At 68.1% G+C, this 18632-nt stretch carries 13 protein-coding genes; 3 read left to right on the top strand and 10 right to left on the bottom strand.

Annotated features, from left to right (window positions below; translation table 11 throughout):
- Positions 1 to 116: 116 nt before the first annotated feature.
- The 7 genes from whiA to coaE form a co-directional block, all read right to left on the bottom strand.
- Positions 117 to 1094, bottom strand: coding sequence for a DNA-binding protein WhiA (gene whiA / locus AC25Y0_RS03465; RefSeq protein WP_488122993.1), 978 nt, complete (start codon positions 1092 to 1094; stop codon positions 117 to 119).
- Between the two features lie 69 nt (positions 1095 to 1163).
- Complete coding sequence (gene rapZ, locus AC25Y0_RS03460; RefSeq protein ID WP_488122992.1) at positions 1164 to 2045, bottom strand: RNase adapter RapZ; 882 nt, start codon at positions 2043 to 2045, stop codon at positions 1164 to 1166.
- A gap of 24 nt (positions 2046 to 2069) precedes the next feature.
- On the bottom strand, positions 2070 to 4001 hold the full coding sequence (gene uvrC, locus AC25Y0_RS03455) for an excinuclease ABC subunit UvrC (RefSeq protein ID WP_488122991.1): 1932 nt from the start codon (positions 3999 to 4001) through the stop codon (positions 2070 to 2072).
- Positions 4002 to 4004: 3 nt separating this feature from the next.
- A complete protein-coding gene (gene uvrA, locus AC25Y0_RS03450) occupies positions 4005 to 6860 on the bottom strand; it encodes an excinuclease ABC subunit UvrA (protein ID WP_488123424.1) in 2856 nt (951 codons plus the stop codon).
- A 238-nt stretch (positions 6861 to 7098) separates the two neighbouring features.
- The gene (locus AC25Y0_RS03445) at positions 7099 to 9357 is read right to left on the bottom strand and encodes a 5'-nucleotidase C-terminal domain-containing protein (RefSeq protein ID WP_488122990.1); all 2259 of its coding nucleotides are present in this window, start codon (positions 9355 to 9357) and stop codon (positions 7099 to 7101) included.
- Positions 9358 to 9545: 188 nt separating this feature from the next.
- Entirely contained in the window at positions 9546 to 11642 is a 2097-nt protein-coding gene (gene uvrB / locus AC25Y0_RS03440) for an excinuclease ABC subunit UvrB (RefSeq protein WP_488122989.1), read from the bottom strand.
- A 53-nt stretch (positions 11643 to 11695) separates the two neighbouring features.
- Complete coding sequence (gene coaE, locus AC25Y0_RS03435) at positions 11696 to 12316, bottom strand: dephospho-CoA kinase (protein ID WP_488122988.1); 621 nt, start codon at positions 12314 to 12316, stop codon at positions 11696 to 11698.
- A gap of 395 nt (positions 12317 to 12711) precedes the next feature.
- Here coaE and AC25Y0_RS03430 point away from each other — a divergent pair, with 395 nt between their 5' ends.
- From AC25Y0_RS03430 to AC25Y0_RS03420, 3 genes are all read left to right on the top strand, one after another.
- Positions 12712 to 13029, top strand: coding sequence for a S24/S26 family peptidase (locus tag AC25Y0_RS03430; protein ID WP_488122987.1), 318 nt, complete (start codon positions 12712 to 12714; stop codon positions 13027 to 13029).
- A complete protein-coding gene (locus AC25Y0_RS03425) occupies positions 13026 to 13217 on the top strand; it encodes a hypothetical protein (RefSeq protein ID WP_488122986.1) in 192 nt (63 codons plus the stop codon). Before AC25Y0_RS03430 ends, AC25Y0_RS03425 begins: the two co-directional genes overlap by 4 nt.
- A gap of 110 nt (positions 13218 to 13327) precedes the next feature.
- Positions 13328 to 14092 carry a response regulator transcription factor gene (locus AC25Y0_RS03420; RefSeq protein WP_488122985.1) on the top strand — a complete coding sequence of 255 codons (765 nt, stop codon included), beginning with the start codon at positions 13328 to 13330 and terminating at the stop codon, positions 14090 to 14092.
- On the opposite strand, the gene AC25Y0_RS03415 is transcribed toward AC25Y0_RS03420, so the two are convergent.
- From AC25Y0_RS03415 to rpsA, 3 genes are all read right to left on the bottom strand, one after another.
- Positions 14082 to 15245: a hypothetical protein gene (locus AC25Y0_RS03415; RefSeq protein ID WP_488122984.1), complete on the bottom strand. Its 1164-nt coding sequence runs from the start codon at positions 15243 to 15245 to the stop codon at positions 14082 to 14084. The genes AC25Y0_RS03420 and AC25Y0_RS03415 overlap by 11 nt on opposite strands.
- Positions 15242 to 16912 (bottom strand): sensor histidine kinase, encoded by a 1671-nt coding sequence (locus AC25Y0_RS03410; protein WP_488122983.1) that lies wholly within the window; start codon positions 16910 to 16912, stop codon positions 15242 to 15244. Before AC25Y0_RS03410 ends, AC25Y0_RS03415 begins: the two co-directional genes overlap by 4 nt.
- 158 nt (positions 16913 to 17070) lie before the next feature.
- Positions 17071 to 18522 (bottom strand): 30S ribosomal protein S1, encoded by a 1452-nt coding sequence (rpsA, locus tag AC25Y0_RS03405; protein WP_488122982.1) that lies wholly within the window; start codon positions 18520 to 18522, stop codon positions 17071 to 17073.
- Between the last annotated feature and the right edge of the window lie 110 nt (positions 18523 to 18632).

Genomic DNA, 18632 nt, shown 5'->3' with positions numbered 1-18632 from the left:
TGTCGGCACCGTGAACGCGAAGGCGTCCTGCGGCGGGGGTGACCGTTTCATCCTACTGAGCCACAGCAGACCCGGCGGGGGCTTGCGGCGCATGCGCTCTGGTGAACCGGAGCGCGTCAGTCCTCGCCGCCGAGCGGAACGGCCGATTCGGTGCCGGGGATCTCGTCCTGTTCGGCCTTCTTGTCGGCCATCGCGAGGAGTCTGCGGATGCGGCCGGCGACGGCGTCTTTCGTGAGCGGCGGATCGGCGTGGTGCCCGAGTTCGTCGAGGCTGGCATCGCGGTGTGCGAGACGCAGCTCCCCTGCCTCACGCAGGTGATCAGGCACCTCGTCGCCCAGGATCTCGAGCGCTCGCTCGACTCGCGCGCACGCAGCGACGGCTGCCTGGGCGGACCGCCGCAGGTTCGCGTCGTCGAAGTTGACGAGACGGTTGACCCCGGCGCGCACCTCGCGACGCTGACGCATCTGATCCCAGTCCGCGGCCGCCCGGACAGCGCCCATCTCGGCCAGCGCGAGCCGGATGGCTTCGCCCTCGCGGACGACGACGCGCGGCACGCCGCGCACTTCGCGCGCCTTGGCGGGGATGCCGAGACGGTGCGCGGCACCGACGAGCGCCATGGCCGCTTCGGGCGCGGGACACGTGATCTCGAGCGCGGCCGAGCGGCCGGGGTCGCTCAGCGAGCCTGCTGCGAGGAAGGCGCCCCGCCAGATGGCGGCCAGGTCGGGTCGCGCGCCGGTCGTGAGCTTGTTCGGCAGGCCGCGCACGGGTCGGCGGCGCTGATCGAGCAGACCCGTCTGGCGCGCGAGCGTCTCACCGCCGTCGATGACCCGCACGGCGAAGTTGTTGCCGGAGCGTCCGCCGGAGCCCTGCACGTGCACGAGTTCGGGCCGCACGCCGTAGATCTCCATCAACTCACGGGCGACGCGACGTGCGAGACGGTCGGAGTCGAGTTCAGCCTCGACAGCCACGCGGTTGGCGATCGAGTGGAGCCCGCCCGAGAACCGCAGGAGCGCGGTCAGCTCGGCGACACGGGCCGACGGGCGCGGATCCCTCACGGTGATCAGTTCGGCCTTCACGTCGGCGGTCAGCGACACGTCTCTCCTCACAGATGGGAACGGGGACGATCGTCCAGCTTACTCTCGCGCGGAGTCGTCGACCGCCGCTCACTCCCTCCCGAGGTCGCGGTGCTTGATGCGCACGGCGACGCCGGAAACCTTCGACAGCCGGCTCGCGAGCTCACGCGACATCACGACCGAGCGGTGCTTGCCTCCCGTGCATCCGATCGCGACGACGGAGTGCCGCTTGTTCTCGCGCTGATACCCCTCGAGCACGGGCACGAGCGACTCGGCGTAGGAGTCGATGAACTGCTCGGCGCCCTGCTGGCTCAGCACGTAGTCGCGCACCCGTGGGTCTTCGCCCGTGAGGGCGCGCAGGTCCTCTTGCCAGAACGGGTTCGGGAGGAATCGCATGTCGGCGACGATGTCGGCGTCAGGAGGCAGACCGTACTTGAAACCGAAGCTCATGATCGTGAGCGTGTGCCGCGCCGCGCCTTCTTCGGAGAAGAGATCGACGACGCGCGTCGACAGCTGATGCACGTTGAGCAGCGACGTGTCGACGATGATGTCCGCCCGCTCGCGCACGGGCGCGAGTCGTTCGCGCTCCTGCCGGATGCCGTCGAGGATGGTGCCGTCGCCCTGCAGCGGGTGCGGGCGGCGCACCGCCTCGAAGCGTCGCACGAGCACGTCGTCGGATGCATCGAGGAAGATCGACCGGACGGGGCGGCGCTCGCGCAGCGTCCGCATCACCTCGGGAAGCTCGGAGAAGATGTCGCGGCCGCGCGCGTCGACGACGACGGCGACCTTGGGCAGCGCCTCACCCGCGATCTCGGTCAGATCGAGCAGGGGCTTGAACATCTGCGGCGGGAGGTTGTCGACGACGTACCAGTCGAGGTCTTCGAGCGCGTTCGCAGCCGTGGACCGACCGGCACCGGACAGCCCCGTCACGATCAGCACTTCACCGGCGTCACGCCGGGAATCGTCGCTCATAAGCCCCCCGTCCAGGAACTCAGCCTATCGAGTCGCGAGGTGGGCGTGGATCGTCCCGGCGAGCTTGGGGCCGATGCCCGGCAGCTCCGAGATCTCTTCGGGGCTCGCCGCCTTCAACGCCGTGACCGAGCCGAAGTGGCGCAGAAGCGCTTTGATCCTCGTCTCGCCGAGGCCCGGGACCTCGGCCAGTACGCTCTGGATGTCGCGTCGACGTCGCTTGCGCTGGTGCGAGATCGCGAAACGGTGGGCTTCGTCGCGAAGCCGCTGCAGGAGGTAGAGCGCCTCGCTCGTGCGCGGCAGGATCACCGGGAAATCCTCACCCGGAAGCCACACCTCTTCGAGCCGCTTGGCGATACCGCACAGCGCGATCTCGGCACGCCCGGCATCGTGCAGCGCACGGGCAGCCGCCTCGACCTGGGGCTTGCCGCCGTCGACGACGAGCAGCTGCGGACGGTACGCGAACCGAGGCCGCTTCCGCTCCCCTGCCGCTGCGTCTGCGCCCTCGGCCGCTGATCCCGCGTCGTCGTTGCCGGAGCCCGGTGAAGGGTCGCGCGCCTCGGGCCGATCGAGATACGCCAGACGTCGCGTCAGCACCTGGTAGAGCGAGTCGGTGTCATCCGTCGTCTCGGGAATGCCGAACGACCGGTACTGGTCCTTGCGGGGCAGGCCGTCTTCGAACACGACCATCGAGGCGACGACGTTCGTCCCGCTCAGGTGCGACACATCGAAGCACTCGATCCGAAGGGGGGCCTCGGCGATTCCGAGCGCCTCCTGCAGATCGGTGAGCGCCTGCGTGCGGGCGACGTAGTCGCTCGTGCGCCGGGTCTTGTGCAGCATGAGGGCCTGCTGGGCGTTGAGCGTCGCGGTCTTCATCAGCTCGGCTTTGCGTCCGCGCTGCGCGATCTGGATCGACACGTTCCGACCGCGTCGCTCACGCAGCCAGGTCTCGAGCTCGGTCGCGTCCTCGGGCATCGAAGGCACGAGCACCTGCCGCGGGATGTCAGCACCGGCGGCGTCGCCGTAGGCGCGCTGCAGGACCTGGTCGACGAGGTCCCCGCCCGAGATGTCGAGCTCTTTCTCGAGGGTCGTCGCTCGCACGCCGCGCACGCGCCCGCCCCGGATGACGAAATGCTGCACGGCGGCGGCGAGTTCGTCTTCGGCGATGCCGAACAGGTCGGCGTCGGTGTCTTCGGCCAGCACGAGGGCGCTCTTGTTCAAGACGGCGTCGATCGCCTGCAGCCGGTCGCGGTAGACGGCGGCCGCTTCGTAGTCCATCGCTGCGGCGGCCTCGCGCATGCGGGCGGTCAAGTCGCGCGTGAACCGCTGGTCGCCGCCAGCCATGAACGCGACGAAGTCATCGACGACCGCGCGGTGCTCCTCGATCGTGACGCGCATCGAGCACGGGCCGCCGCAGCGGCCGATCTGACCGGGGAAGCACGGCCGCCCCGTCGACATCGCCTTCTTGTACGACGCATCGCTGCAGGTACGGATCGGGAAGACCTTGATGAGTTGGTCGATCGTGTCATGGACGGCCCACACCTTCGGGTACGGCCCGAAGTACTTCGCCCCCGCGATCCGGCGATTGCGCGTCACGAGGACGCGCGGCGCCTCGTCGGCGAGGGTGACGGCCATGAACGGGTACGACTTGTCGTCGCGGTAGCGAACGTTGAACGGCGGATCGAACTCCTTGATCCACTGGTATTCGAGCTGCAGCGAATCGACGTCGGTCGCGACGACGGTCCATTCGACGGAGGCCGCGGTCGTGACCATCCGCCGCGTGCGCTCGTGGAGCGTGTGCAACGGAGCGAAGTAGTTCGACAGCCGTGCGCGCAGGTTCTTCGCCTTGCCGACGTAGAGCACCCGTCCGTCGCGGTCACGGAATCGGTAGACGCCGGGGTTCGTCGGGATCTCCCCCGGCTTCGGCTTGTACGCGACCGTGGGAACGGATCGGGTCATGCGTCAGCCCGCCTTGCGCTGGATACCCGGTCCTTGACCCTCGAGCACTTCGGCGAGGAAGACGCCGGTGTGGCTGCCCTCGGCACGGGCGACGCGCTCGGGCGTGCCCGTCGCGATGACCTCGCCGCCGCCGGCGCCACCCTCGGGACCGAGGTCGATGACCCAGTCGGCCGACTTGATGACGTCGAGGTTGTGCTCGATCACGATGACGGTGTTGCCCTTGTCGACCAAGCTGTTGAGCACTTCGAGCAGGCGGGCGACGTCTTCGAAGTGCAGACCCGTCGTCGGCTCGTCGAGCACATAGATCGAGCGGCCGTTCGACCGGCGCTGCAGCTCTGTCGCGAGCTTGACGCGCTGCGCCTCACCGCCGGACAGCGTCGTGGCGGACTGGCCGAGTCGAACGTAGCCGAGACCCACATCGACGAGGGTCTTGAGGTAGCGGTGGATCGCCTGGATCGGCTCGAAGAACTCGGCGGCCTCGGCGATCGGCATCTCGAGCACTTCGGCGATGTTCTTGCCCTTGTAGTGCACCGACAGCGTGTCGCGGTTGTACCGCTTGCCATGGCACACCTCGCAATCGACGTACACATCGGGCAGGAAGTTCATCTCGATCTTGATCGTGCCGTCGCCCGAGCACGCCTCGCACCGGCCGCCTTTCACGTTGAAGCTGAACCGGCCGGGCTGGTAGCCCCGAGCCTTTGCTTCGGGCGTGTCGCTGAACAGCGAGCGGACGCGGTCGAACACGCCCGTGTAGGTCGCGGGGTTGGATCGGGGTGTGCGTCCGATCGGCGCCTGGTCGACGTGCACGACCTTGTCGAGGTTGTCGAGCCCCGTCACGCGCGTGTGCTTGCCCGCGACGCGGCGTGCGCCGTTGAGACGGCTCGCGAGGACTTCGTAGAGGATGCCGTTGACCAGCGTCGACTTGCCCGAGCCGCTGACACCCGTCACGGCCGTCAGCACGCCGAGCGGGAAGTCGACCGTGATGTTCTTGAGGTTGTTCTCTCGCGCCCCGACGACCGTGATCTGACGCTTCTTGTCGATCTTGCGCCGCTTCGCCGGGATCGGGATCTCGCGGCGCCCGGCGAGGTAGTCGCCCGTGATCGAGGCGGAGTCCTCGAGGAGCGAAGCGAGCGGACCCGAGTGCACCACCTCGCCGCCGTCGACACCGGCACGCGGCCCGATGTCGACGACCCAGTCGGCCGCGTGGATCGTCTCTTCGTCGTGCTCGACGACGATGAGGGTGTTGCCGAGGTCGCGCAGAGTGACCAGGGTCTCGATGAGCCGTCGGTTATCACGCTGGTGCAGGCCGATCGAGGGCTCATCGAGCACGTACAGCACGCCCGTCAGCCCCGAGCCGATCTGCGTCGCGAGGCGGATGCGCTGCGCTTCGCCGCCTGACAGCGAGCCGGCCGACCGGCCGAGACTCAGATAGTTGAGCCCCACTTGGAGGAGGAAGTCGAGGCGTGCGCGGATCTCGCGCAGCACGGCAGCAGCGATCTGCGCTTCGCGCTCGGTCAGTTCGAGCGTCGCGAAGAACTCCCGCGACTCGGCGAGGCTCAACCGCGACGCATCGGCGATGGAGTGGCCGTGCACGAGCACCGCGAGGACTTCGGGCTTGAGTCGATCACCGTTGCAGACCGGACACGGCACTTCGCGCAGGTACTCGGACCACCGCTGCCGCTGCGTGTCGGACTCGGCCTGCAGGTACTGCCGTTCGATGTATGGGACGACGCCCTCGAACCCCGACGTGTAACGCATCTCACGGCCGTAGCGGTTGCGCCATTTGACGGAGACTTTGTAGTCCTCGCCTCGCAGCACGGCTTCGCGCACCGATTCGGGCAGGTCTTTCCACGGCGTATCGAGCGAGAAATCGAGGTCGCGTGCGAGGCCTTCGAGCAGCCGCTCGTAGTACTGGTAGAGCCCCTTGCCCTGCGTCGTCCACGGCACCAGGACACCCTCGCTGATCGAGAGCTCCTCATCACCGAGCATGAGCTCGACGTCGACCGACATGCGGGTACCCAGCCCGGAGCAGGCGGGACAGGCGCCGAACGGCGCGTTGAACGAGAAGGTGCGCGGCTCGATCTCGGTCAGCTGCAGCGCGTGGCCGTTCGGGCACGCGAGCTTCTCGGAGAACGACTGCCACGCGTCGTCGCCCTCTTCGTCGACGAAATTGACCTGCACGATGCCGCCGGCCAGACCCAGTGCCGTCTCGACGGAATCGGTGACCCGGCTGAGGATGTCCGGGCCCGCGACGAGCCGGTCGACGACGACGGCGATGTCGTGCTTGTAGCTCTTCTTGAGCTTCGGCGGCTCGGCGAGCTGGATGAGCTCGCCGTCGACGATCGCCCGGGCGTACCCCTTCGCGCCGAGCTCTGCGAAGAGGTCGACGAATTCGCCCTTCTTCTGGGATACGACGGGGGCGACGACCTGGTAGCGCGTGCGCTCGGGGAGCTCCATCAGCTGGTCGGCGATCTGCTGCACCGTCTGCCGCTGGATGCGCTCGCCGCACTCGGGGCAGTGGGGCACGCCGATGCGCGCCCACAGCAGACGCATGTAGTCGTGGATCTCGGTGATCGTGCCGACCGTGGAGCGCGGGTTGCGGTTGGTCGATTTCTGGTCGATCGACACGGCAGGGCTGAGCCCTTCAATGAAGTCGACGTCGGGGCGGTCGACCTGTCCGAGGAACTGCCGCGCGTAGGCGCTCAGTGATTCGACGTAGCGACGCTGCCCCTCGGCGAAGATCGTGTCGAACGCGAGGCTCGACTTGCCCGAGCCGGACAGACCCGTGAAGACGACGAGCGAATCGCGCGGGATGTCGAGGTCGACGTTCTTGAGGTTGTGCACGCGAGCACCGCGCACGCTGAGCGTGCCGCTCCCGTGTCCGGACGCGGGGAAGGGACGCGCGACGACGTGGCTCGAACCGGAGCCTCCGGGCGTGTGATCGGGCGTGACGACGGGGACGATGGGCACCCGACAAGTTTAGGCGGGGCCTCGGACATGGGATCGAAAGCGTGTTCGCCTCGCGCGAATCCGCACGGACGACGAATGGATGCCGCCGGCCTGGGCCTGCGGCATCCATTCGGTCACCGACCGTTCGTCACCACACGATGACGGGCAGACGGAAGCTCTGCGACGTGTCGTGCGCGTCGCTTCCGGCGTACGTCGCCGAGAGCAGGTGCACCCCGCGACTCAGGGTGGGCAGCTTCACCGAGACGACTCCGCGGTCCTTCGCCGTCAGGGTCGCCGTCGCAATGCGGCGGTTGCCGTCGAAGATCACGACCTCGCCCGCGGGAACGCCTTTCCCGGCGATGACGGCGACGTTGTACTGAATCGCCGCGCCGTATTTGGCGAGGATCCGACTCGGCACTCCGAGCGTGATCGTCGCGCTCTTGGCGACCGGTTCGGCGACCGTGATCGGCACCTCGATCGCCGTTCCCGCCAGCGTCGTGATCGTCAGCGGCACCGTGCCGCTCACACCGGTCGGCACGATGACCGACAGGTTCGCGGTTCCTGTGACGTCGAGCACCGCGTCACTCACCGTGGAATCCACGGGCGCTGTGCCGACGACGGTGCCGCCGATCGCCACCGACACCGTGTCGGCTTTCGGCTCGGTCGTCGAGAAGTCCAGTGACGAGAGCGAGACGTCGATCGTCGAGCCGGCGGTGTAGCCGCCCGCGGGCGGTGCCGACAGCGCGAGCCCGATCGAACGCTGCGCGTAGTCGGGCGAGGCCGTGCCGACGAAGGCCATGTAGTCGACCATCGCCGCGAGGTCAGCCTGGCCGGTGTCTGCTCGCGCGGTTCCCTCCGGGAACACGGCGAAGTTGTCCCCACCCGAGGCCAGGAACGAGTTCGCCACCACGCGGTATCCGGCCGTGGGATCGATCGGAGCGCCCTCGAACTGCACGTTCGCGACGCGGCTGCCCTCGGGCGCCGCGGGGTCGAAGGTGTACGTCAACCCTGACGAGATGCCGAGCTTGAGGAAGGGTCGCGCGGCTCCGGCCGGCTGCCACTGCTGCTCGAGCAGCGCGGTGATCTGCCTCCCCGTCAGGGTCAATGCGACGAGGGTGTTGGCGAACGGCTGGACGTTCGCGGCCTCACGGTACGTGAGCACACCGTCGGGAGCGTACGTCATGTCGGTGCGCAGACCCCCCGGGTTCATGAACGCGATCTGCGCCGTCGGATCGGTGCGCTGCACGGCCCACAGCTGCGCGTCGGCGACGAAGTTGCCGAGCGTCGATTCGGCGCCGCGGTTCTCGGTCGTGCCGTTGCGAAGCTTGGCGCGGTTGATGTCTGCCGAGAGAGTGCCGAGCGGGGCGGCTCCGAGCTGAGCCGCGTCGGCGACCGCCTGATCGACGATGGCCGTCACGGTCGGGTCGGGCACGTAGGCGGCCGCGCCCCCCGCGTCGTACATGCTGTAGACGGTGTTGTCCATCGACTGCACGGTCTTCGTCTCGGGGTCGATCGTGATGACCATGTTGCTGAACTTCTCGCCGTACTGCCCCGACGAGATGACGGGCCGCAGTCCCGTGTCCCCCGCGTAGGGCACTTCGTGCGAATACGCCAGGTGGGTGTGCCCGGAGACGATCGCGTTGACCTCGGGACCCACGCCGTTCACGATCGCGCCGAAGCCCGTCGCCGGGTCGGTCGCCGTCGCGTAGGAGGTGTCCTCCGCACCCTCGTGCACGAGCAGCACGACGACATCGGCCTCCCCGTTCGAGGCGTCGCCATCGCTGAGATCGGCGGCGACGGCGTTGACGCTCGAGACGATCGGGCGCACATCGAGCGTCGCGATGCCTGCGGGGTTGACCAGTGACGGCAGGTCTTCCGTCACCGCTCCGATGAAGCCGACCGACACACCGTCGACGGTGCGCACCCAGTACGGCGCCAGCGCATGGTCATCGGTCTCGGTGTCCCAGACGTTCGCGCTGATGTACTCCCAGTCCGCGGCGTTCTGCACGCGATCACGCAGGTCGGCCCACCCGCCGTCGAACTCGTGGTTTCCGGCCGCGCTGACGTCAAGTCCCGCGGCGTTGAGCGCCTCGATCGTCGGCAGATCCTGCTGGATGAAGGACTCGAACGTCGACGCACCGATCAAGTCGCCCGCCGCAGCGAAGATCGTGTTGTCGTTGGCGTCGCGGAACGACTTCACGGCCGTCGCCAGCGCGGCAGCGCCGCCGGCGGGTGCGGCGGCCCCGATACGGCCGTGGAAGTCGTTCATCGTCACGAGGTTGACCGTGACGGGATCGGCGGCTTGAGCCGGGGCGGCGACGAGGGTGCCGGCGGCGAGCGCTGCGGTGGCGAATGCCGCTCCGACCGCAAGGCGTCGGCGTGCCGCAGCGCGCCGGGGTTGTGACATGTGTGGCATGTGACTGCTTCCTCTGGGGGTGGAATCGGGCAGACACGTTCGCGCGTGATCACCACGACGTGACGCTCCGGATGCCGAGCCTAAATCTGCGCACCGCGACGCGATAGCAATATGAGAGGGTGCTCACACACCGCCTCCGCCGACACCGGCCGGTTCTGTGCGATGCATGCAGGCGACGGCTACGCGTGCCCCGCGCGCTCCATGGCGCGCAGGTCGCGCTTGAGGTCCTGCACTTCGTCGCGGAGTCGCGCCGCAAGCTCGAACTTGAGCTCTTCGGCCGCGACGAGCATCTGCGCGCTGAGGTCGGCGATCGTCGCCTCGAGCTGCTCGGCACCCTCGGCCGCGATCCCCTCGCGCCGGCCCTTCGAACTGAGTGACCGTGGGGTCGGTGCCTTGCCCTTGCCCGACGCGACGCGCGACGAGTCTCGGCGCGATAGCATCCGGTCGGTGTCGGATGCCTCGCGCGCCAGGGCGTCGGTGATGTCTGCGATGCGCTTGCGCAGGGGCTGCGGATCGATACCGTGCTCTTTGTTGTACGCGAGCTGCTTGTCACGACGTCGGTCGGTCTCTTCGATTGCGTTGCGCATCGAATCGGTCATCCGATCGGCGTACATGTGCACTTCACCCGAGACGTTGCGCGCCGCGCGGCCGATCGTCTGGATGAGCGAGGTGCCGCTGCGCAGGAACCCCTCTTTGTCGGCGTCGAGGATCGCCACGAGCGAGACCTCGGGCAGGTCGAGCCCTTCGCGCAGCAGGTTGATCCCCACGAGCACGTCGTAGACCCCGGCGCGCAGTTCGCTGAGCAGCTCGACACGCCGCAGCGTGTCGACGTCGGAGTGCAGATAGCGCACCCGCACGCCGTGCTCGCCGAGGAAGTCGGTGAGCTCTTCGGCCATCTTCTTCGTCAGCGTCGTCACGAGCACACGCTCATTGCGCTCGACGCGCAGGCGGATCTCTTCGAGCAGGTCGTCGATCTGCCCCTTGGACGGCTTGACGACGATCTGAGGGTCGACCAGTCCGGTCGGGCGGATGATCTGCTCGACGACGCCGTCGGCGATGCCCATCTCGTAACGGCCCGGCGTCGCCGAGAGGTAGACGGTCTGCCCGACACGGTTCTTGAACTCGTCCCAGCGCAGCGGCCGGTTGTCGAGGGCGCTGGGAAGGCGGAAGCCGTGCTCGACGAGAGTGCGCTTGCGTGACGCGTCGCCTTCGTACATGGCACCGATCTGGGGCACCGCGACGTGCGATTCGTCGATGACCATGAGGAAGTCATCGGGGAAGAAGTCCAGCAGCGTGTGCGGCGGCTCGCCCGGGGAGCGGCCGTCGAGGTGGCGCGAGTAGTTCTCGATGCCCGAGCAGAAGCCCAGCTGCTGCAGCATCTCGAGATCGAACGTCGTGCGCATGCGCAGCCGCTGCGCCTCGAGCAGCTTGTTCTGCGACTCGAGCTCACGCAGCCGCTCGCTCAGCTCGTGCTCGATCGTGCCGATCGCGCGCTGAACGGTGTCGGTCCCGGCCGCGTAGTGCGTCGCGGGGAAGATCGGCACAGAGTCGAGCTTCTGCACCACCTCACCCGTGAGGGGGTGCAGCATGTACAGCCCCTCGATCTCGTCACCGAACATCTCGATGCGCACGGCGTACTCCTCGTACACCGGGATGATCTCGATCGTGTCGCCGCGAACGCGGAAGTTGCCGCGCGAGAAGTCGACGTCGTTGCGGTTGTACTGCATCGCGATGAACTTGCGGATGAGAGCGTCGCGGTCGTACCGCTCGCCCCGCTGCAGTGCGACCATCGCCCGCAGATACTCTTCGGGCGAACCGAGACCGTAGATGCACGACACCGTGGACACCACGACGACGTCGCGGCGGCTCAGCAGCGAATTCGTCGTCGAGTGACGCAACCGCTCGACCTCGGAGTTGATCGACGAGTCCTTCTCGATGAAGGTATCGGTCTGCGGCACGTACGCCTCGGGCTGGTAGTAGTCGTAGTACGACACGAAGTACTCGACGGCGTTGTTGGGCAAGAGCTCACGGAACTCGTTGGCGAGCTGCGCCGCGAGGGTCTTGTTGTGCGCGAGCACGAGGGTGGGGCGCTGGACTGCTTCGATGAGCCAGGCTGTCGTCGCCGACTTTCCGGTTCCGGTGGCGCCCAGCAGGACGACATCGGTCTCACCCGCATTGATGCGCGCCGCGAGCTCGGCGATCGCCTGAGGCTGATCGCCGGACGGGGAAAAGTCGCTGATGACTTCGAAGGGCCGCACGGATCGCGTCGTCTGCACCCTTCCAGCGTAGGCGCGGGCTCAGACATCCGGGCGGGCTCGGCCTCGAAACGTCAGCCGGCGGCGCGCGCCGCGATGTGCTGTGGGAGCGCGTCCCACAGCGCATCGACCTGCCGCAGGGTCTCCCCCACCGTCCCTGCTGTGTCGATGACGACATCCGCGATCGCCAGGCGTGCGGCATCCGAGACCTGAGACGCGAGCCGGGCGTCGGCATCCGTCTCGGTCATTCCCCGCAGGTCGACCATCCGTGCTCGGCGCACGTGGACCGGCGCGTGGGCGACGACGATCAGGTCCCAGGGGTCGCCGACGCGAGCCTCGACGAGCAGCGGCACGTCGTACACGACGACGGCGTCGGCACGGTCGGCGAAGGCCGCAGCGAAGCGGCGCTGCGACGCCGTCGCCACGGCAGGATGCACGATGGCGTTGAGGCGGGCGACGTCGGCAGGGTTGCCGAAAGCCCGCGCCGCGAGAGCGGGGCGGTCGAGGGACCCGTCGGGAAGAACCACGTCATCGCCGAACTGCTCGGCGATCTCCGCGAGGACCGGAGAGCCCGGGCGCTGTACGTCGCGGACGATCTGGTCCGCATCGACGATCACGGCACCGAGTTCGGCAAGACGCGCGGCGATCGTGGACTTGCCCGACGCGATCCCGCCGGTGAGAGCGATGAGCGGCATGGCACGAGCATGCCACGCGCGCCGGCATCACCGGACGCATGCGTATTCATCTGCATGAACCTCAGGTTTTGCTCAAGGAGTGGATCTTTGGGCGGTGCTGAGGCTTACTCAAGGCGCCCTTGCGGTAGCCGCCATACGTTCGATTCATCGCCGAAACACCTCGCCGGTCCCGCACCACGGGGGAAGGGCAAGACCGGCAGGATCATCGTCACCGCCGCGGGCGAAGCCCCGGCGTGACGTACCTCTGCTTCCGAACGACACGAGACCGACAGGAGACCGACATGCTGGCACCACGCAGCCTCGCACCGGTCTCCCCCGTGGGCGCTCGCCGTCCTGGGAGGCGCAAGCGGTGTCGCCTGGGGTCCACCGCCGCCGGCGTGATCAGGGCGTCCGTCGTGATCTCGGGTTCCCTGGAGCCGGAGACCACGACGGACGACCCGGTCCTCACTACGAAGAAGCCCGTTGCGGATCTGGGGTTCCGCGACATCGTGAGCTTGCCCAGCGAGCTCACGAGCACACTCGTGGCGCACCGCGTCGTGACGATCACCGCCGCGGGGGACGGCGGGGTTACCACGACGAAGGGCGACACGATGCCCATGCTGATCAGTCTCGTCGCTCTCCTCGGGCCGACCAGACTGATCCCCGCTCCCGAGTCCCGCGGAACCCGAAAAGCCGGGGACTCGGGAGCACTTCTGCCGGAGGTTGCGCGATGAGCCGTGCGACCACCGTGGACCACGTTGCGGTGGGGGCCGCGACTCCGGCCGACGCGGGGGCGTCGGCCGGTGGGTCCGCTGGCGCGCAGGGCCGTGCGCGCTCCGGCATCGCGGCGCTGTCCGCGGCGCTCGCTCTGATCCTGGGGGTCGGGGCGGGCGCCGCGCCGTCCACGAATCCGGTCACCTGACGGTGAACTCGCCCACTCCAGCCAACGCGTTCCGGCACCGCTTCTGGGATATCATCACCGTTGTCGATTCGCCGACCGAGAGCGACCCGTCTGATACCGGAGGTGTGCAGGTGCCGGACAGCCGTGTCGCCGTCGTGATCGAGGACGAAGCCGACATCCGGCAGCTCCTGACTGACGTGCTCGAATCCGCGGGCTTCACGGTGCACGCGGCCGGGTCCGGACTCGATGGGATCGAGCTCGTGCGGACCACGCAACCCGTCGTGACGACATTGGATGTCAGCATGCCCGGCATCGACGGGTTCGAGACCGCAAAGCGGATCCGCGCCATCAGCAACACCTACATCGTCATGCTCACGGCGCGCAGCGAAGAGATCGATGCCCTGCAGGGGCTCGAATCCGGCGCGGACGATTACATCACCAAGCCGTTCCGGCCCCGTGAGCTTCGCGCGCGCATCGAAGCAATGCTGCGCCGCCCCCGCGTGCACACCGCCTCGGGTGACGCGGCGATCGACACCCCGCTGCCCTCCCCTGCCCTTGCGGAGGATCCGGACGACGGATGGCTCGGGCATCGGGGACTGCGCGTGCACCCCGGCATGCGGATCGCGGTGCGCGACGGGCAGAACCTCGACCTGACGCGCAGCGAGTTCGACATCGTCGCCGGCCTGCTCACCGCGCGTGGCCGCGTCGTCAGCAAGAGCGAGCTGGCTCTCATGCTGCGCGGTGACCACCACGGGGCGAGTGAGTTCGTGAGCGACGCGGACGCCCGCGCGATCGAGGTGCACATGGCCAACGTGCGCCGAAAGCTCGGCGAACGGCCGACGCAGCCCCGGTGGATCGAGACCGTCCGCGGCGTGGGCTACCGCCTCACACGCTGACCACGACGACAGAAGCATCCGAGCCGCGCGCGGCGTCCATCGCCGCGCGGCGTGCCGCGCTCATGAGCGTGGCGGGCTCGTAGCCGGTCGTGTCACTGAGCGCGACGCTGACGCCTACGACCGGGATCACAGCGCCGACGACGCCGCTCAGCTCGTCGAAGAGCCCCCGACGTATGCGCTCCGCCGTGCGCCGCGCGTCGGCTGCCGACCCTGGCTGGATGCCGACGAAGAGGCCCGTCGCCCCGTCGTGGCCGACGAACGCGCTCGTGGGAGCGAAGCGCCGCACGACCGTGCGGAAGGCGTCGGCGACGCTCGACGCCGCCTCGGTCCCGAACGCCGTCGAGATCGCCGGCAGGTCGTCGATGCGCACCGAGATGACGCCGACGAGTTCGCCCCGGCGTCGCGCGCGACCGCTCATCCCGAGCAGCACGTAGGCGAAGGACATCTCGGGCAGCACGTCGTCATCGGTGAGGGTGAGACCGCGCGAGGCAACCACCCCGACGGATCCGGCGCGGTCCGACAGCAGCACCGAGGCGACGACGACCGCGACGATCGTGGTCAGGATCGTGACGAAGCTCGTGGCGATCGTGTCCAGCCACGTGCGGAAGATCTCGCTGTCCGGGCCGGCGACGAGGAACACGACGGTGCGCACGAGGTAGTACGCGGACTGGAACCCCAGCACCGCGACGAGGCTCCACGCGTTGCGGTTGCTCCCCATCTCATCGCGAAGGCTCTCGGCGGCGCCGAGGGCTGCGAAGACGAGGATACCGACGAACAGGACAGGCGCGCCGGCCCACGCTCCGCCCCCTGGCCCCGCGATGAGAACAGCGATGACGGCCGCGACCGCGGCGGCGGCAACGATGAGACCCGCCACGAGCAGCCGTCGCGCGTTGTAGGCGCGGCATCCGAGCCAGATGCAGCCCGGGATCACCACGAAGGCCCCATTGCCGATCGCGATCGCCCACCAGGCATCCGGAGCCGTCGTCCAGATCAGATAGCTGACCGAGGTCAGCACGGCGGCGAGGAACGCCAGGCCCCACATGCGACCCGCGCCGTCGTCGCGCCGCAGAATCGATCCCGTGATGAACACGACGCTACTGGCGACGACGACGACAGCTGTCATCACCGCGACGGAGAAAAGGTCGAGGGTCATTCGGTTCCTTCCGATGGTTCGACGCGGTGCGCGCCCAGGGGCAGCCGCACCACGAATGTCGTTCCCGACCCCAGTTCGCTCTGCACCGTGATCTCGCCTCCGTGAGAGCGGACGATGTCCCGGCTGATCGCGAGCCCCAGTCCGCTGCCGTGCGTCGAAGTCATGCGCACGGCATCGGAGCGGAAGAACCTGTGGAACAGCCGCGGCATCTCGGAGTCGGAGATCCCGCGGCCCGAGTCCCGCACGACGATCCACGCGTGCACGTCGTCGCTCGTCGTGCCCACTTCGATCGTCCCGCCGTCCTTGTTGTACTTGACAGCGTTCGAGAGCAGATTGTCGAGCACCTGACGGATGCGCGACGCGTCGACGAACGCGACGGCGCTCTCGACGCCCGTGGAATCGATTCGGATGCCGCGCTCCGCGGCGCGAGGATCCTGCAGCTCGATCGCGGCCGTCGCGATCGAGGCGATGTCGGTCTGCTGCGGGCGGATGCTGAGCTCGACCGTCGTGCGGTCGGAGCTGGATGCCGCGAGGATGTCGGACACGATCGAGAGCAGCCGGTGCGCGTTGCGCTCGGCGACTTCGAGCCCACGGCGCGCCGACGGCGACAGGTCTTCATCGAGCACGAGGTCGAGGTAGCCGACGATCGCGGTGAGTGGCGTGCGCAGTTCGTGCGATACCGACGCCACGAGGTCTTCGCGGGCGCGCACCGCGATGAGCTCCGTCGTGATGTCGCGCGAGACGATGACTGTTCCCGTCGCCTGCCCGTCATCGTCGCTCAGGCGTCGCGCGGTCACGTTGAGCGCACGGCGCTGTTCACCGGGCTCGCCGAACCAGATGACCTCGTCGTCGAACGTCTCACCGCGCATCGCCCGGGCGAGGGGCTGCTCTTCGGAGGGCAGAAGCGTGATCCCGTCGCGGGCATACGCGGGCACGAGGGTCGTCGCCTCCTGTTCGGCTCGCGTGTCCTTGGCGCGCTGCAGGCGCCCGTGCGCGTCGTTGCGCACCGCGACGCGGCCGTCCTCCGCCACGCGGATGATGCCGAAGTCGACGGCATCCAAAACGCTCGTCACGGTCTGCTCCTGCTCGCGGGCGTTTTCCAGAGCCTGGCCCAGGATCCGCGTCTGGCTGTCGAGCAGGATCCGCTGCACGCGCGAGCGCCTCGCCGTGAGGTAACTCGTCGTGGACAGGGCGACGACGGCGACCGGCAGCAGCAGCGCCGAGAACGTCAGCGGCCGACCCGGTAAGAATGTCTGGAATCCGTAGACCGCGCAGATCGTGAGGATCGACACGAACAGGCCCACCAAGCCGAAGCCCGATGCGAGCCACATCGCGGGAAAGATCCAGAGGATTCCGAAACCCGCCGTCGGGCTGGATTCGCGCATGACCGCGATCGCTGCGACATCGACGAGCGGCAGGACGACGCTCACCCCCTGCGGGAGGCTGTTCCACGGCACCGCGATCGCCACGCCGGCTCCGATGAACACGACGAGCACCGCGGCGAAGAACATGGGCGTGTTACCGGGGAAGTCGCCGATGATGGCGATGAGCGTGATGATGAGCACGACAGCGCCCAGCAGCAGCTGGTTGAGCACCGTCGTCCGGGCGCGCGTGCGGTCCTCGAACTGCGCGCGACCGACGCGGCGAAGGGCGGGCGGCCAAGACATGATGCGACGCTACCGCGCGGGCGGGCGCGGCGTTGCCCGGCACTCCGGATGCCGCGGGGTGCGCACCCGGAGTGCCGGATACGCCGAAGAGGCCAAGACCCGAAGGTCCTGGCCTCTTGGCGGTGTCGAGGAGCTAGTCCTCGATCAGCAGTGTCGGATCAGCGACCCGAGAGCTTCTCGCGGAGCGCAGCGAGCGCCTCGTCGTCGGCGAGCGTTCCGCCGCCGGCCTCGGAGGTGAAGCTCGACGACGAAGCGCCCGTGTCGGCGGGGGCGTTGGCCTCGGCCTCGGCTGCCTTCGTGACGGCGGCCTTGTGCGCCTCCCAGCGCGAGTGGGCAGCGGCGTACTCCTGCTCCCACTTCTCGCGCTGCTCGTCGAAGCCTTCCTTCCACTGGTTGGTCTCCGAGTCGAAGCCCTCGGGGTACTTGTACTCCCCGTTGTCGTCGTACTCGGTGGCCATGCCGTAGAGGGCGGGGTCGAACTCGGTACCGAAGGGGTCGACCGACTCGTTCGCCTGCTTGAGCGAGAGCGAGATGCGGCGACGCTCGAGGTCGATGTCGATGATCTTGACGAAGACCTCTTCGCCGACCGACACGACCTGCTCGGCGAGCTCGACGTGCTTGCCGGAGAGCTCCGAGATGTGCACGAGGCCCTCGATGCCGTCGGCGACCCGAACGAACGCACCGAACGGCACGAGCTTGGTGACCTTGCCCGGAGCGACCTGACCGATCGCGTGTGTGCGGGCGAACACCTGCCACGGGTCTTCCTGCGTCGCCTTGAGGGAGAGCGAGACGCGCTCGCGGTCCAGGTCGACCTCGAGGATCTCGACGGTGACTTCCTGACCGACCTCGACGACCTCAGACGCGTGCTCGATGTGCTTCCACGACAGCTCGGAGACGTGGACGAGACCGTCGACGCCACCCAGGTCGACGAACGCACCGAAGTTGACGATCGACGAGACCGTGCCCTTGCGGACCTGGCCCTTGTGCAGGTTGTTGAGGAAGTTCGAGCGCGACTCGGACTGCGTCTGCTCGAGCAGAGCGCGGCGCGAGAGCACGACGTTGTTGCGGTTCTTGTCGAGTTCGAGGATCTTGGCCTCGATCTCCTGGCCGAGGTACGGCGTCAGATCGCGGACACGGCGCAGCTCGATGAGCGATGCGGGGAGGAACCCACGCAGGCCGATGTCGACGATGAGACCGCCCTTGACGACCTCGATGACAGAACCGGTGACGACGCCGTCGTCTTCCTTGATCTTCTCGACGTCGCCCCACGCGCGCTCGTACTGTGCGCGCTTCTTGGACAGGATGAGGCGGCCTTCCTTGTCCTCCTTCTGGAGAACGAGGGCCTCGACCTCATCGCCGACCTTGACGACCTCGTTGGGGTCGACGTCGTGCTTGATCGAGAGCTCGCGAGAAGGGATGACACCCTCGGTCTTGAAGCCGACATCGAGGAGGACCTCGTCGCGGTCGACCTTCACGACGGTGCCTTCGATGAGGTCGCCGTCGTTGAAGGACTTGATGGTCAGTTCGACCGCGGCCAGGAAGTCCTCAGCAGAGCCGATGTCGTTGATTGCGATCTGCTTGGTGGCCGGGGCGGTCGTTGCGCTAGTCATGTAGTGGGTTGTCCTTGTGGGTTGGGGGTCTCGGGCTCGGCTTCTTCGTACACGCGGACGCGAACGAATTGTCAGCCGAAGCGAAGCGGATTGTTTTCGTGCGATGTCAC

The organism is Microbacterium sp. Y547 (assembly GCF_057669785.1).
This window is presented reverse-complemented; position numbering and strand designations above follow the sequence as displayed.

What these genes read in the sequence shown, in the direction of transcription:
- rapZ (WP_488122992.1), bottom strand. Translation starts at nt 2,045, where the DNA reads ATGAGCGACGATTCCCGGCGTGACGCCGGTGAAGTGCTGATCGTGACG.
- uvrC (WP_488122991.1), bottom strand. Translation starts at nt 4,001, where the DNA reads ATGACCCGATCCGTTCCCACGGTCGCGTACAAGCCGAAGCCGGGGGAG.
- AC25Y0_RS03445 (WP_488122990.1), bottom strand. Translation starts at nt 9,357, where the DNA reads ATGTCACAACCCCGGCGCGCTGCGGCACGCCGACGCCTTGCGGTCGGA.
- coaE (WP_488122988.1), bottom strand. Translation starts at nt 12,316, where the DNA reads ATGCCGCTCATCGCTCTCACCGGCGGGATCGCGTCGGGCAAGTCCACG.
- AC25Y0_RS03425 (WP_488122986.1), top strand. Translation starts at nt 13,026, where the DNA reads ATGAGCCGTGCGACCACCGTGGACCACGTTGCGGTGGGGGCCGCGACT.
- AC25Y0_RS03415 (WP_488122984.1), bottom strand. Translation starts at nt 15,245, where the DNA reads ATGACCCTCGACCTTTTCTCCGTCGCGGTGATGACAGCTGTCGTCGTC.
- AC25Y0_RS03410 (WP_488122983.1), bottom strand. Translation starts at nt 16,912, where the DNA reads ATGTCTTGGCCGCCCGCCCTTCGCCGCGTCGGTCGCGCGCAGTTCGAG.
- rpsA (WP_488122982.1), bottom strand. Translation starts at nt 18,522, where the DNA reads ATGACTAGCGCAACGACCGCCCCGGCCACCAAGCAGATCGCAATCAAC.